Origin of the sequence: Nonomuraea sp. CA-218870, from assembly GCF_050936535.1 — a bacterium.
Lineage (GTDB): Bacteria > Actinomycetota > Actinomycetes > Streptosporangiales > Streptosporangiaceae > Nonomuraea > Nonomuraea corallina.
The window spans coordinates 587,297-600,209 of record NZ_JBNJMN010000001.1 but is presented as its reverse complement, the minus strand read 5'-3'; the positions used below and the strand labels follow the sequence as shown (position 1 = coordinate 600,209).

The window sequence follows — 12,913 nt, the reverse complement described above, 5'->3', positions numbered from 1 at the left end:
CGCGGCCGGCCAGAACGCGGTCAGCCCGACCGCCCAGCCGTGGACGACTGGCATCCCCTGCCTCGCTGTCAGCCACGACCTCGATTCTGATCGGCCTCGCCCGTCCCGTCCACGAGCAGCGTCTCCCCGATCCAGCCGCCGGGGCCGCACCCGGGCGGGATGGCGAACACCGCCGAGCCGATCGCGGTGACCCACGCGTTGAGCAGGTCGCCCTGGTCCAGCCGCCGCTGCACCGGGACGAACTGCTGGTCCACGTCCGCCTGGTAGGAGGCGAACAGCAGCCCCGAGTCGGGAGTGCCGTCCTGCGCCAGGCCGTCGTCGTAGTTGTACGGGCGGCGCAGGATGCGGGCGCCGGGATCGTCCACCCGGGCCCGCCTGATGTGCGCGTACTCGGAGATGACGGGGAAGCCGAGCCGGTTGAGCCTGCCGAAGTCGGGCTCGTCGTGCTCGGCCGTCCCGGTGAGCGGCGCGCCGTCGCTCAGCCGGCGGCCGATGGTGAACTCCCTGCCGGTCCTGTCCAGTTCGTCCCATGACTCCAGGTCCATGCGGATCCGTCGCAGCACCAGCGTGGTGCCGCCGCGCAGCGGGCCCTGGCCGAGCCAGACCGCGCGGTCCAGGTCGGTGGGGTTGACCGTGCCGTCGAGCTGGCCCATCAGGTTGCGCTGGGTGGAGCCGTCGGGCTGGACGTGCGCGGCGCGGCGGAACCCGCGCTGCGTCCAGCGCACCCGGGCGAACGCGCGCGCGTCCTTGACCAGCATCCGCAGCGCGTGCGCGACGGTCAGCGCGTCGTCGGCGCAGATCTGCGCCACCAGGTCGCCGCCGGACCAGCGGTCCTCCAGCTTGTCCGTCTCGAACGCCGGCAGCTGCCGGACCGGCGACTCCACCCCGGCCGCCTCGAACAGGCCCGGGCCGAACCCGAACGTGACCGTCAGCCTGGCGGGGGAGACGGCCAGCTCCGGTTCGGTGTCGGCGAGCGCGCCCCGGCCCTGGGCGAGCCGGCGCGCGTCGTCGGTCAGCAGCCGCATCAGCCGGCTGATCGGCTCCCGGCCGATGCCCGGCTTGAGGTCGAACGCGACGAACACGGCGTACGCCTGCGGGGCCGTGGCGACCCCGGCCTGGTGGACGCCGTGGAACGGCTCGACCTGGGCGCCGGACGGGCCGACCGGGCCCGGAGGGGCGGAGGCGCCGGCGGCCGAGTACGCGGCGGCACCCGCCACGGCACCCGCCACCGTGCCCGCCGCTGTGACGGCGCCGGCCGTGAACAGCCCTCGGCGCGAGATCCCGGACGCCCCCATCAGTGGTCCATGCCGGGCTGGTAGTCCTCCTTCGCCCCGGCGAAGTTCTTGCCGATGGCGGTGAACTCCAGCGTGGCCCCGCCCTCGACCGTGAGCGTGAACGGGATCTCCGCGCCGGGCAGCACCTCTTCCTCGACGCCCATCAGCATGATGTGGTCGCCGCCCGGCCTGAGCTCGTGGCTGCCGCGCGCCGGGACGACGAACCCGCCGTCCTTCGGACGCATGATCATCTTGTTGTCGGACTCGACCACCTCGTGCAGCTCGATCTCCGGCGACAGCGGCGAGGCGGCGCCGGTGACGGTGATCGGGCTGTCGGTGTGGTTGACGAGGGTGCCGAACGCGGCGGTCATCCCCTTCTCCACCGCCTTCACCCAGGGGTCGGTGATGGTCAGCGCCTGGGCGGGGGCGGCGGCCGCGGCGCTCGCGCTCGCGGCCGGGGCGGGATCGGCGGCGGGCGTGGTGACGCCGCACCCGGCGAGGAGCACCACGGCGGCGGCGAACAGGGTGGTACGGGTGTTCATGGCATGCCTTCCTGCGCCCGCGGCGGCTGCCGGGGGCGTCGGTCATCGGAAAAGGATCAGAGGTTCCCGATGACCGCGGGCGGCCCGCGACCCGTGACGGCGTGCCGGAGGATCGCCGAGCGCAGCACCGGCGGCTCGGCGTGCGGCGCAGACAGGAACGGCGTGGCCGGGACCGGCAGCAGCACGGCGACGAGCCGCACAACCAGGCGGCGCAGCAGCCCCCAGAGCGCCGCCTCCCCCCGGGCAAGCCAGAGCGCGGTCAGCGCGACCGCCCAGCCGTGGGCGACGAGCATCCCCACCCCCGGCACCAGCCCGGACGACGGGTGCGCCGCGTGCGTGGCCGCCTCGGCGGCGAACCCCGCGTGGGAGAGCGAGAACAGCAGGTGGAGGACGAGCTGCAGCCCGCCCAGCAGCGCCAGGATCGCCCGCGGGCCGCGTTCCCGCCCGGCGGAGGCGTACGCGCCGGCGGCGGCCACGCAGAACCCGGCCACCATGGCCGGACCCGGCACGCTCCCGCCCGCGAAGACATGAGCCACCATGCCCAGACCGAGACACACCACGGCGAACGCCGCGGCGCGGAGGAGGCGGAAGGGCAGGCTGGACGGCACGATGCGGCCATATTCGCACACGACCCCCTCGCCCTCTTCTCCGCACATCCCCCAAGACGCGAGCGAAATCCTCGCTGAGGGCTTGCTGGCCCGGGTGCGCGGGTCCGAAACTCATACCTCCCGGTTACTAGCCGAAAGGCGCACTATGGTACGTACCTCGGTAAGGGAGGCGCGTGGTGGATCAGGACCTGCCCGGCGGCGCGCGGCTCATCGTGGGAGTGGACGAGACCCCGGCCGCGCGCTGGGCGCTGGCCTGGGCCATCGGCACGGCGAGGCTGCGGCGCATGGCCCTCGTCGCGGTTCACGTCAGCAGGGCGCCGGTGCACCCGTTCCCCGAGGCGCTGCCCGTGCAGCACGCCATCCGCTCCGGTGAGGAGGCCCGCTGCAACGAGCTGATCGCCGGGGTGTTCGACGACGTGGCCGGCGGGCTTCCCGAGGACCTGTGCACGGTCATGGTGTCCAAGGTCGGCGATCCGGGCTACCACCTCGTCGACCTGGCCCGCGAGGGCGACCTGCTGGTGCTCGGCCGCAGCCGGCGCGGCCTGTTCAGCCGCATCTTCCTGCCCTCGACCAGCATGTACTGCGCGCGCCACGCCAAGACGACCGTGGTGATCGTGCAGCAGCCCACGCCGCCGGACACGCCGGAGCTTTCAGGGGAGGATCGTACGCGCCGGTTCTGGAGCCGCGGGCACGACTGACGCGCGCAGCAGGCGCAGACCGGCGGGCACGGCCTCCTCGTGGATCGCGCCGTAGCCGATCACCAGCCCCTGCTGCGCCGGGGTTTCCCCGCAGTACGCCTCCAGCCGCTCGACGCACAGCCCGTCGCGCTCCCGTACCGACAGCCCCGGCGCGAGCCGCGCGCACAGGTGCAGGCCCGCGGCGGACGGGACGGGGCGCAGCCGGTCGTCCCGCGCCAGGGCGTCGGCGATCATCGCGTGCCGCACCGCGTAGACCCGGGTGGCCTTCCTGATGTGCCGGGCGAGCAGGCCCTCATCGATGAAGCGGGCCAGCGCCGCCTGCGTCGGCAGCTCGCCGTGCCAGTCCGCCAGCCGCTTGGCGGCGCGCAGCGCGGGGCCCAGCGAGGCGGGCGCGATCAGGAACCCGAGCCGGAGCATCGGCAGCAGCGTCTTCGAGAACGAGCCGACGTAGACGACCCGACCGGCCCGGTCCAGGCTCTGCAGCGGCTCCAGCGGGCGGTCGCCGAAGCGGAACTCGCTGTCGTAGTCGTCCTCGATCACCACCGCCTGCCGCCGCTCCGCCCACGCCAGCAGCGTGGCCCTGCGCGCCAGGGACATGGGCGTGCCCAGCGGGAACTGGTGCGACGGCGTCACGTAGACCAGCCGGGCCGCGGCCGGGATGGCCGTCACGTCCAGGCCCTCCCCGTCCACGGGCACGCCGATCACCCGCGCGCCGAGCGAACGGAACAGCTCCCTCGCCGGCGGGTAACCGGGCTCCTCGACGGCCACGCAGGCCCCCGGCTCGATCAGCACCCGGCCCACCAGGTCGAGCGCCTGCTGCGCGCCGCTGGTGATGAGCACGTCCTCGGCGCTCGCCCGTACGGAGCGGCTGACGCCGAGGTGCCGGGCGATCGCCTCCCGCAGGCCCTCGTGCCCGGACGGGTCGCCGTACCCCGCGGGGGCGCGCCGCAGCTCACCGGCCACGAGCCTGCGCCAGGTGGCCATCGGGAAGAGCCGGGGGTCGGGGACGCCCGCGCGGAAGTCGTACGGGACCGGGCCCGGCCGGGGCGCGGTCTCGGGGATCGTGGACCACACGGGCCGGGGCCGGACCACGCCCTTCGGCGCGGCCCGGCCGCGCACCGGCTCACCGGAGACGAACGTGCCCGCGCCCGCGCGGCCGATCAGGAACCCGTCGGCGACCAGGCGGTCGTAGGCGACGGCGACCGTGTTCCTGGAGACCCGCAGGCGGTGGGCCAGCTCCCTGGTCGGCGGCAGCCGCTCGCCGGAGCGGAGCCGGCCGTCCAGGATGGCGTCGAGGAGCTGGCGGTAGATCTGCGCCGCCAGGTCGCCGCGCCCGGTCAGGGAGACGTGCACGTCCATCTTGGCCCAATCAACTCGCAAAGAATTGGAGCTTATCTTGGGACAAGCCCGGATCTAGCGTGGCGGCATGACGGAACGGATGGATCTCGGCGCCCTCGCCGGTGACGCGTACAAGGCCATGGCGGGACTCGACCGGTTCGTGCAGGCCAGCACTCTGCCCAGGCCGCTGCTGGAACTGGTCCGGCTGCGGGCCAGCCAGATCAACGGCTGTGTCTACTGCGTGGACACGCACAGCTCCGACGCCAAGGCGGCGGGGGAGAGCGACGCCCGCCTGCACGCGGTGGCCGTCTGGCGTGAGGCGCCGTTCTTCACCCAGCAGGAGCGGGCTGCCCTGGCCTTCACCGAGGCCGCCACCCGGCTGTCCACCCACGACGTGACCGACGAGGTGTGGCGCCAGGCGGCGGACAGCTTCACGGAGCCGGAGCTGGCGGCGTTGATCGTGGCCGTGGCCACCATCAACGCCTGGAACCGGATGGGCGTCGCCACCCGGATGACGCCCGAGTCCTTCAAGGCGCCTGCCTGAACGGGCTACTTGAACGCGCGCAGCCGCAGGCTGTTGCTCACCACGAACACGCTGGAGAACGCCATCGCGGCCCCCGCGATCATCGGGTTGAGCAGCCCCATCGCGGCCAGCGGCAGCGCGGCCACGTTGTAGGCGAACGCCCAGAACAGGTTGCCCTTGATGATGGCGAGCGTCCTGCGCGACAGGCGCAGGGCGTCGCCCGCCACCCGCAGGTCGCCGCGGACCAGCGTCAGGTCGGACGCCTGGATGGCCGCGTCGGTGCCGGTGCCCATGGCCAGCCCCAGGTCGGCCTGCGCGAGCGCGGCGGCGTCGTTGACCCCGTCGCCCACCATGGCCACGACCTTGCCCTCGCCCTGCAGGCGCTTGACCACGTTCACCTTGTCGGCCGGCAGCACCTCGGCGATCACCTCGTCGATGCCGACCTCTGCCGCGACGGTCCTGGCGACCGCCTCGTTGTCGCCGGTCAGCAGCACCGGGGTGAGGCCGAGCGCACGCAGCCGCTCGATGGCCTCCCTGCTGGTGGGCTTGACCACGTCGGCCACCACCAGCACGGCGCGCGCCTCGCCGTCCCAGCCGACCGCGACCGCGGTGTGCCCCTTGGCCTGCTCGTCGGCCAGCTTGCCCGCCAGGCCGGCAGGCAGGTGCTGGGACCACTCCTCCAGCAGCCGGGGCCGGCCGACCAGCACCGCGTGCCCGTCCACGACGCCCTGCACGCCGAGCCCTTCGACGTTGGCGAAGTCCTCGACCGTGGCGTCCGACCGCGCCTCCCGGGCGATCGCCTGGGCGATCGGGTGCTCGGAGGCGTGCTCCAGCGCGCCGGCGAGCCGGAGCACCTCCTCGCGGCTCTCCCCCTCGGCCAGGTGAACCCCGACCAGGGTCATCCGGCCCTCGGTGACCGTGCCGGTCTTGTCCAGCACGATCGTGTCGACCTCACGGGTGGACTCCAGCACCTCGGGCCCCTTGATCAGGATGCCGAGCTGGGCGCCCCTGCCGGTGCCGACCAGCAGCGCAGTCGGCGTCGCCAGCCCCAGCGCGCACGGGCAGGCGATGATCAGCACCGCCACCGCCGCGGTGAACGCCGCGCCGGCGCCGTTGCCCGTACCGAGCCAGAACCCGAGCGTGCCCACGGCCAGCGCGATCACGATCGGCACGAACACGCCCGAGATGCGGTCGGCGAGCCGCTGCACCTGGGCCTTGCCCGTCTGGGCCTCCTCCACCAGCTTCGCCATCTGCGCGAGCTGGGTGTCGGCGCCGACCCGGGTGGTGCGGACGACCAGCCGGCCGCTCGCGTTCACCGTCGCGCCCGTCACCGCGTCGCCCGGCCCCACCTCGACCGGCACGGACTCGCCGGTCAGCATCGAGGCGTCCACGGCGGACGCGCCCTCCTCGATCACCCCGTCCGTGGCGATCTTCTCACCAGGCCGCACCACGAACCGGTCACCGGCCTGCAGCTGACCGGTCGGGACCCGTCGGCCGTCGGCCAGCTCCACGTCCTTGGCGCCCAGCTCCATCAGCGCCCGCAGCGCGGCCCCGGCCCGCCGCTTGGACCGCGACTCGAAGTAGCGCCCCGCCAGGATGAACGCCGTCACCCCCGCCGCCGCCTCCAGATAGATGTTGCCGGCGCCGTCGGTGCGCTGGATCGTCAGCTCGAACGGGTGCGTCATGCCGGGCATCCCGGCCGTGCCGAAGAACAGCGCCCACAGCGACCAGCCGAACGCCGCGAGCGTGCCCATCGAGATCAGCGTGTCCATGGTGGCCGTGCCGTGGCGCAGGTTGGCCCAGGCCGCCTTGTGGAACGGCCAGCCCGCGTACACCACGACCGGCCCCGCCAGCGCCAGCGACAGCCACTGCCAGTAGCGGAACTGCAGCGCCGGGATCATCGCCATGGCCACCACCGGGACGCTCAGCACCACCGCGACGATCAGCCGGTCGCGCAGGCTGTTGTCCGGCTTCCCCTGCTCCTCCTCGGGCTCGGGCCGCGTACGGGGGAGCTCGGCCGTGTAGCCGGCCTTCTCCACCTCCTGGACCAGCAGCAGCGGGTCCAGGTCGGCGGGGAAGGTGACCTTGGCCTTCTCGGTCGCGTAGTTGACGGTCGCCGTGACGCCGTCGAGCTTGTTGAGCTTGCGCTCGATCCGGTTCGCGCAGGAGGCACAGGTCATGCCGCCGATCGAGAGCTCGACCGCGGTGCCGCGGTCCTCGGTGAGTGATGACATCACCGTTTTCTCCTCTCTGGCGTCAGTGGCCGTGCGGATCGGTCTCGGCGGTGAAGGCCGCGGTGCGTACCTTGCCGCCATGCTTGAAGTCCAGGAACAGACGGTAGGCGCCGGTGCTCGGCACCTCGGCGAAGAACGTGATCTCCGGGCCGGCCTTCCCGGTGTCCTCAGGATGGACGTGCAGGTAGGCGAGATCGCCGGCGCGCAGCGCCACCAGGTGGCCGTAGGCGCCGAGGTAGGGCTGCAGATCGGTCACCGGCTCGCCGTCCTTGCTCACCTTGAGCGTCAGCTTGCTCGACCTGCCCGGCTCCAGCTTTCCGGCGAGACTCACCGTGTAGTCGCCCACCCGCGCCTCGTCATCCGCGTGCGGGAGCTCCTTCGGCCGGTAGTCGCCGGGCGCCTCCACGTCGAGCCCGAGCGTCAGCTTGCCGGCGCCGGTGGGCTTGAAGTCGGCGAAAGCACGGTACGGGCCGGGCTCGTCGAACTCCGGCTCGGCGCGCCAGGTCCCGTCGTCGGCCATCTCCGGGTGGAGGTGCTGGAAACGGGTCAGGTCGCGGGAGGCGATGATGAGGTGGAGCTTCTTGTCGTGCTCCACGTCGTAGGCGGTCACCGGCTTGCCGTCGGGGCCCTCGATGGTGAAGCGGAAGTCGCCGGGGTCGTCGGTGGCGATCCGGGTGAAGGTGTAGCCGCTCTGGGACACTTGGAGCCCCCCGGGGGTATCCGTGGCGCCTGAGTGCGCGCCGTCGCCGTGACCGTCCTGGTCGCCGGTGTGATCGTCGGCCTTCGCCTCGCCCGCGTGGCCGTCGGCTTCTGCTGTCGCGTGGGCGTCGGCCTGCGGTGAGTCCGTCGCGTGACCGTCGCTCTGCGGCGAGTCCGTGGTGTGGGCCGGGGCCGCCTCGCCGCGGGCGGCGGCGTGGCCGGTCGGGCCCGGGGTGGGCCCGACCTGGCCCACCGCGCTGCCGGCGCCCAGCGCGGCGGCGAAGACGACCGCGAGCGCCACGCCGTAGAGACCCAACCGGCCTGCCGTGTTCACGACGAGCCCACCAGCTCGTAACCGGCTTCCTCGACCGCGCCGCTGATCTTCTCCTGGTCGACCGGGCCGTCGCTGACCACGGTCAACCGGCCGCTCTCGAGCTCGATCTCGACCGACGTCACCCCGGCCACCTCGCCGACCTCCTCCTTGACGGAGCTCGCGCAGTGGCCGCAGGTCATGCCCTTGACGGTGTAGGTGGAGGTGGTCATCGCCTGCTCCTTCATATGCTCGTACAGAGTGCTCGCTATCAACACTAACACCGTACCCCCCTAGGGTATTCCCGGACACCGGTCCTCATACCCTTGGGGGGTATGTCGAGGACCATATGTACCGCTAGGGGGTATGTCAACAGTCGGACCGGCGTGTTCCTTGAACAATCCGTACATCTGGTCCGGGCAAACACAGGGACCGCAGCCATCCCTTGCTAGGCTGCAAAGCATTCCGTTGGGTCTCGCCCCGCGGGTGAGACCGTCGAAGAAGTGGGGTCACACAGTGAAGAAGCTGCTTGTTCTGGCGCTGGTCGCCCTTGGGGGGTTGCTGATCTGGCGCAAGGTGCAGGCCGACCGCGCCGAGCTCGATCTCTGGACCGAGGCGACCGGCAGCGAGAACTAGCCGACCGGCGAGGCGATGAGTGACATCGTCCCCATCAAGCTGGTGTGCCTGGACCTGGCAGGCACCACGGTCGGCGACATCGCCACAGTGGAACGCGCGTTCGCCGAGGCGATCGCCACCCAGGGCATAGTCCCCGGGACCGGAGCGTACGCGCGTGCCATGGTGCACGTGCACCGGTCCCGGGGGCAACCCGAGATCGACGTCTTCCGCGGCCTCTTCCCCGACAACGAGGCCCGGGCGCAGGCCGCCAACCTGACCTTCGAGCGTGCCTACGAAGGCGCCCTCGAACGGTCCGGCCTCACCCCCGCCCCCGGCGTCCTCGAGGTCCTCGACAAGCTCCGCGGCTCCGACATCAGGCTCGCCCTGCTCACCGGCTTCAGCCGCACCACGCTCGGCCGTGTGCTCGGCATCCTCGGCTGGCACGACAAGATCGACCTCGCCATCAGCCCCGAGGACGCGGGCGGCCGCGGCCGCCCCTGGCCCGACATGGTCCTGCACGCCGTCCTCCGCCTCGGCATCCCCGACGTCCGCCAGGTGGCGGTCGCCGGCGACTCCGAGAGCCACATGCTGGCCGGCCGCCGCGCCGGCGCCGCCCTCGTCACCGGCATCCTCACCACCAGCGGCCACAGCCGCGAACGCCTCCTCCAAGGCGGAGCCACCCACATCCTGCGATCGCTCGACGACCTGCCCGAGCTGATCCTCAGCGACGACCTGGGAAGCGCGCGGACACCCGCGTCGGCCCGGTAAGCTATCTTCATCCTTCAAAGGGGCCTTAGCTCAGCTGGCAGAGCGCCTGCTTTGCAAGCAGGAAGTCAGGAGTTCGAATCTCCTAGGCTCCACCGCACGTCGAAGGCCGCCTTCCATGATCGGGAAGCGGCCTTTTCGATCTTGTACAGCTGCAAAGTACAGCTACACCTCCAGTTCGGCTAGCACAGGAGCAAGCAAGCCCGCGATCATGATGCGCGTGGCATTACTCAGGTTGCTGGCGATCGGCCTTCTCAGCGGTGTCGTAGCGCTGCCGTTCTTGTGGATCCAGCGCGGCGAGAATTTCGAGCACGCACGACTCGCAGCCTTGATGGCGCTGGACGCTGGACAGGTCGTAACCGTTCCACTCGGGTTGCTGGTGGGCATCGTGCTGACCGCCACACGGTCGTGGACGCGTACACCTGGCTATGCCCTGGGTTCGATCACGATGCTGTTCGGCGTGATCGTCGCGACGCAGGCTTGGGCCACGATGAACTGGGTCGAAGGACGACCTTCCGGGGTCGGTGATCCAGACGGTGAGTTTGTCATGGCCTTCCTTGCCCTGTTCTCTGGCGTGATCACGACCTTTGTCGGCGTGCTCATCCTTCTCTTTCGATGGACTGGCTATGAGTCGCAAGCGGAACCGTCGTCGCGTGGCGGCGGCAGGAGAAGTCGTCAGCCCTTGTCACACGTTGAAGGCCACTCCCCGTGAGTCGAGGAATGGCCTAATCGATTTTCGTCAATGCTGGGTCTCGCTAGGAGTCGAGATGATCACCAAGCTTCTTCAGAGCTCGGCGCGTCTCTGCGGACGAGACTTCGCTGTATACGTTCATGGTCACGGAGATCTGTGAGTGACGAAGGATCTGCATGGCCACGCGTGGATGAACATCGAGGGCGACGAGCAAAGACGCGCAGGTCTTGCGGGTGGCGTGGACATGGACTCTTCGTACGTTTGCCTTGGCGCAGGCGTTCGCGAAGCTGCGCCGGAAGTTGGACGGTTCGATCGGCCGGCCACTGGCGGTGGTGAAGACGAGGCCGGTCTCCTGCCAGTCGTCTCCCGCCGCATCCCTGGCGGCATCGCATACCCGTTGACGGGCACGGAGGGCCGTCGTGACGATCTCGGGAAAGGGCAAAGTGGCGTCGGAGGCATCCGTCTTTGTCTGGCGGTGCAGCAGCTTGCCGGCGACTCGCTGGAGTTGCCAGCCGATCGTCATCTCGGCCTGGTCGAGGTCGACGTCCTCCCAACGCAGCCCGAGGGCCTCGCCGAGCCGCAGACCCAGGACGAGCACCAGGACGTACGCCGGGTACATCGGGTCCTCCCGAGTACGGGCTGACTCCAGGAAGGTCCTGGCCTCGTCCACCGACCAGGGCTTGACCTTGCGCTTCCGAGGGAACGACATCTTGACGTTGGCAGCGACGTTGCGCGTCAGGACCTCTTCGCGGACGGCGTTACTCAGGGCGGCCCGCAGCGTCATGTAGGCGTCGTGGACGGTCCACTCCGAGGGTTCGGACTTGCAGCACTTGCCGACCGCGCAGCAGTGCTGACGGCGCTTTGGGTTGCTGTGGATTTCTGGACGAGCGGCGTCCTTGCCTTGGTCGCAGCATTGGCAGGAGCGGCGGATTGGCTGCAACCATCACGGCCGGTTCGAGGGGGCAAGGGTGCGTTGCTTGCGCCAGAGCCAAGATCATGCGGCCGCGCAGCTTCCGTTCCTCCGGTCTGGGGCCCTGCGGTTCGAGTTCCGATCATGCGAACAGGGCGAGCGACAGCTTCGGATGACCGTTGACGGCGGTGGACATGCTGCTCGTACCTGAGCGGGCGTGGTCGAGCAGGACGGAAGCCTGTGGGCGATCGAATTCTCACTCATAGTGAAGTGTTCGGCTGGGGCCGTGACGATCGCTGACTTCGGCACTCTCAGCCCGGGCCGGGGCGATCGGCTGCCGCGGACCGACTTTGTCGGTCCTTGCCACCGGGCACCCTGTGGGATCCGTGACGGCAACGGTGACGGCAACGTTGGCCACCAAGCTCACACGGTAGGCACCATGGACGGTCGGCTGACTCCTGGTAGCGGATGGGAAGCAAGGTGATCGCTACACCTAAAAGCGGAAGGTCGGCGGTTCGACCCCGCCCATGACCACCATCGTTGAACAGCAAGGAAGCTCCGAAGCGAAGATCGCTCCGGGGCTCATTTGTATTAGCTGACGGCAACCCTGACGGCAACGCTCTCAGCCATATGGTGACCTCGATGTCGCTGTGGCCGATGATCTCCCGGACGATGTGCGGCGGGACGCCGAGGTCCAGGAGGAGACTCACACAGGTGTGCCTCATGTCGTGGAGGCGCATCTCACCGAGGCCGGCGGCCTTGCGGACGGCTCCCCAGCTTCGGCGGAGATTATGGGACTCCATCGGCGTTCCGCGCCGGGACGGGAAGACGAGGCCGTGATCCTCCCAGTTAGGCTAGGCGTCTGACCGCTCGGCGAGCTACCGCCGGCGGTGTTCCTTGCGAGCGTCAATGCAGATCGCGGGCAACGGGATCGTTCGCTCGGAGTTCTCCGTCTTGGGACGGACGAACCGGAGCTCGCCTCCGACGCGCTGGAGAGTCTGGACCACCTCCAATGTGCCTGCGTCGAGGTCGACGTCCTCCCGGCGAAGGCCGAGCAGGTCCCCGCGTCACAGGTCGAGGCAAAGCGCCAGGACGTACAGAGCGTGGAACCGATCCTCGCGAGACACCCTCGGAGTACGTTGTGGTGTTCGGCCTTAGAGCGCTGGCGCTGGCTGCCGTGATGCCCGGCTAGCTCTATCGGCCGAGGGCAACGATGGCTATGGCGAGCACCGCCACGGCCCCGAAGGTGGGTCCTGCCCAGGCGGCAGCAGCTAGGAACGTATCCCGGTCTTTGATGGCCTTCGCGAGCCCTGCCAAAAGTCCAATGACCGCCGCGATGCACAACGCAAGCGCTACCTGACCGGCCGTTCCCATGTCTCCTCCGTCTCGATCGGATCTGGATCGAGATCGGAAGAGGCACAGCCGCAACCGACCTCGGCCCAGAACATCCCTCTGGGTCGAACTCCCGCTTGTGACAGCGGGTCTGGTAGCCGTGCACCCCTGAGCTACCTGGTCTTATGCGACAGCGTCGAATGGCAAATAGTGGTGTTGCTTAGGTTCGGTGTGGGCGCACACCTATCAAGAGAGATCTCAGCACCTCTTGATAGACCGGTTTCTTGGTGGATCGGGGCCAAGCATAGCCGAGAGTGGCCGGAGCTGCCGTATAGCAAAAGATCGCGAATCCGCAATCCGAATTTATGTACGCC

Annotated in this window: 13 protein-coding genes, 1 tRNA gene and 1 pseudogene; 6 read left to right on the top strand and 9 right to left on the bottom strand. The window is 70.2% G+C overall.

Annotated elements, in window-relative coordinates:
• Window positions 1–68 precede the first annotated feature (68 nt).
• The 3 genes from ACQEUU_RS02940 to ACQEUU_RS02930 are packed head-to-tail and all read right to left on the bottom strand — an operon-like array spanning window position 69 to window position 2,424.
• Complete coding sequence (locus tag ACQEUU_RS02940) at window positions 69–1,295, bottom strand: Dyp-type peroxidase (RefSeq protein WP_433059911.1); 1,227 nt, start codon at window positions 1,293–1,295, stop codon at window positions 69–71.
• Window positions 1,295–1,816 carry a copper chaperone PCu(A)C gene (locus tag ACQEUU_RS02935; RefSeq protein ID WP_433059908.1) on the bottom strand — a complete coding sequence of 174 codons (522 nt, stop codon included), beginning with the start codon at window positions 1,814–1,816 and terminating at the stop codon, window positions 1,295–1,297. Before ACQEUU_RS02935 ends, ACQEUU_RS02940 begins: the two co-directional genes overlap by 1 nt.
• 56 nt (window positions 1,817–1,872) lie before the next feature.
• Entirely contained in the window at window positions 1,873–2,424 is a 552-nt protein-coding gene (locus ACQEUU_RS02930; protein ID WP_433059905.1) for an MFS transporter, read from the bottom strand.
• Between the two features lie 176 nt (window positions 2,425–2,600).
• Between ACQEUU_RS02930 and ACQEUU_RS02925 the strand changes: the two genes are divergently transcribed.
• A complete protein-coding gene (locus ACQEUU_RS02925) occupies window positions 2,601–3,122 on the top strand; it encodes a universal stress protein (RefSeq protein ID WP_433059902.1) in 522 nt (173 codons plus the stop codon).
• Here the strand turns inward: ACQEUU_RS02925 and ACQEUU_RS02920 are convergent.
• Window positions 3,075–4,502: a PLP-dependent aminotransferase family protein gene (locus ACQEUU_RS02920; protein ID WP_433059899.1), complete on the bottom strand. Its 1,428-nt coding sequence runs from the start codon at window positions 4,500–4,502 to the stop codon at window positions 3,075–3,077. The genes ACQEUU_RS02925 and ACQEUU_RS02920 overlap by 48 nt on opposite strands.
• 46 nt (window positions 4,503–4,548) lie before the next feature.
• Here ACQEUU_RS02920 and ACQEUU_RS02915 point away from each other — a divergent pair, with 46 nt between their 5' ends.
• The gene (locus ACQEUU_RS02915; RefSeq protein ID WP_433059896.1) at window positions 4,549–5,004 is read left to right on the top strand and encodes a carboxymuconolactone decarboxylase family protein; all 456 of its coding nucleotides are present in this window, start codon (window positions 4,549–4,551) and stop codon (window positions 5,002–5,004) included.
• A gap of 5 nt (window positions 5,005–5,009) precedes the next feature.
• Here ACQEUU_RS02915 and ACQEUU_RS02910 read toward each other — a convergent pair whose 3' ends face one another.
• From ACQEUU_RS02910 to ACQEUU_RS02900, 3 genes are read right to left on the bottom strand one after another with little or no spacing between them, the layout of a single operon-like run.
• Entirely contained in the window at window positions 5,010–7,217 is a 2,208-nt protein-coding gene (locus ACQEUU_RS02910) for a heavy metal translocating P-type ATPase (protein ID WP_433059893.1), read from the bottom strand.
• Between the two features lie 22 nt (window positions 7,218–7,239).
• Window positions 7,240–8,250 carry a hypothetical protein gene (locus ACQEUU_RS02905; RefSeq protein WP_433059891.1) on the bottom strand — a complete coding sequence of 337 codons (1,011 nt, stop codon included), beginning with the start codon at window positions 8,248–8,250 and terminating at the stop codon, window positions 7,240–7,242.
• A complete protein-coding gene (locus tag ACQEUU_RS02900) occupies window positions 8,247–8,459 on the bottom strand; it encodes a heavy-metal-associated domain-containing protein (protein ID WP_433059888.1) in 213 nt (70 codons plus the stop codon). The genes ACQEUU_RS02905 and ACQEUU_RS02900 overlap by 4 nt, the downstream gene beginning before the upstream one ends.
• A gap of 283 nt (window positions 8,460–8,742) precedes the next feature.
• Between ACQEUU_RS02900 and ACQEUU_RS02895 the strand changes: the two genes are divergently transcribed.
• The 4 genes from ACQEUU_RS02895 to ACQEUU_RS02880 all read left to right on the top strand — a co-directional run bounded on the left by ACQEUU_RS02895 (window position 8,743) and on the right by ACQEUU_RS02880 (window position 10,318).
• On the top strand, window positions 8,743–8,862 hold the full coding sequence (locus ACQEUU_RS02895) for a DLW-39 family protein (RefSeq protein ID WP_013130296.1): 120 nt from the start codon (window positions 8,743–8,745) through the stop codon (window positions 8,860–8,862).
• A 15-nt stretch (window positions 8,863–8,877) separates the two neighbouring features.
• Complete coding sequence (locus ACQEUU_RS02890) at window positions 8,878–9,609, top strand: HAD family hydrolase (RefSeq protein WP_433059885.1); 732 nt, start codon at window positions 8,878–8,880, stop codon at window positions 9,607–9,609.
• Between the two features lie 19 nt (window positions 9,610–9,628).
• Window positions 9,629–9,701: transfer RNA gene (locus ACQEUU_RS02885), tRNA-Ala, on the top strand.
• A 125-nt stretch (window positions 9,702–9,826) separates the two neighbouring features.
• A complete protein-coding gene (locus ACQEUU_RS02880; RefSeq protein WP_371248783.1) occupies window positions 9,827–10,318 on the top strand; it encodes a hypothetical protein in 492 nt (163 codons plus the stop codon).
• A 43-nt stretch (window positions 10,319–10,361) separates the two neighbouring features.
• Here the strand turns inward: ACQEUU_RS02880 and ACQEUU_RS02875 are convergent, their stop codons facing one another.
• Window positions 10,362–11,081, bottom strand: a complete 720-nt coding sequence (locus tag ACQEUU_RS02875; RefSeq protein ID WP_433059881.1) for a site-specific integrase — start codon at window positions 11,079–11,081, stop codon at window positions 10,362–10,364.
• Between the two features lie 437 nt (window positions 11,082–11,518).
• Window positions 11,519–12,040, bottom strand: a pseudogene (locus ACQEUU_RS02870) (tyrosine-type recombinase/integrase); the annotation flags it as partial.
• Window positions 12,041–12,913: the final 873 nt, after the last annotated feature.

Excerpts from the sequence above, each read along its gene's own strand:
- ACQEUU_RS02940 (WP_433059911.1), bottom strand. The coding sequence starts at position 1,295 with ATGGGGGCGTCCGGGATCTCGCGCCGAGGGCTGTTCACGGCCGGCGCC.
- ACQEUU_RS02935 (WP_433059908.1), bottom strand. The coding sequence starts at position 1,816 with ATGAACACCCGTACCACCCTGTTCGCCGCCGCCGTGGTGCTCCTCGCC.
- ACQEUU_RS02915 (WP_433059896.1), top strand. The coding sequence starts at position 4,549 with ATGACGGAACGGATGGATCTCGGCGCCCTCGCCGGTGACGCGTACAAG.
- ACQEUU_RS02910 (WP_433059893.1), bottom strand. The coding sequence starts at position 7,217 with ATGTCATCACTCACCGAGGACCGCGGCACCGCGGTCGAGCTCTCGATC.
- ACQEUU_RS02900 (WP_433059888.1), bottom strand. The coding sequence starts at position 8,459 with ATGACCACCTCCACCTACACCGTCAAGGGCATGACCTGCGGCCACTGC.
- ACQEUU_RS02890 (WP_433059885.1), top strand. The coding sequence starts at position 8,878 with ATGAGTGACATCGTCCCCATCAAGCTGGTGTGCCTGGACCTGGCAGGC.
- ACQEUU_RS02875 (WP_433059881.1), bottom strand. The coding sequence starts at position 11,081 with ATGACGCTGCGGGCCGCCCTGAGTAACGCCGTCCGCGAAGAGGTCCTG.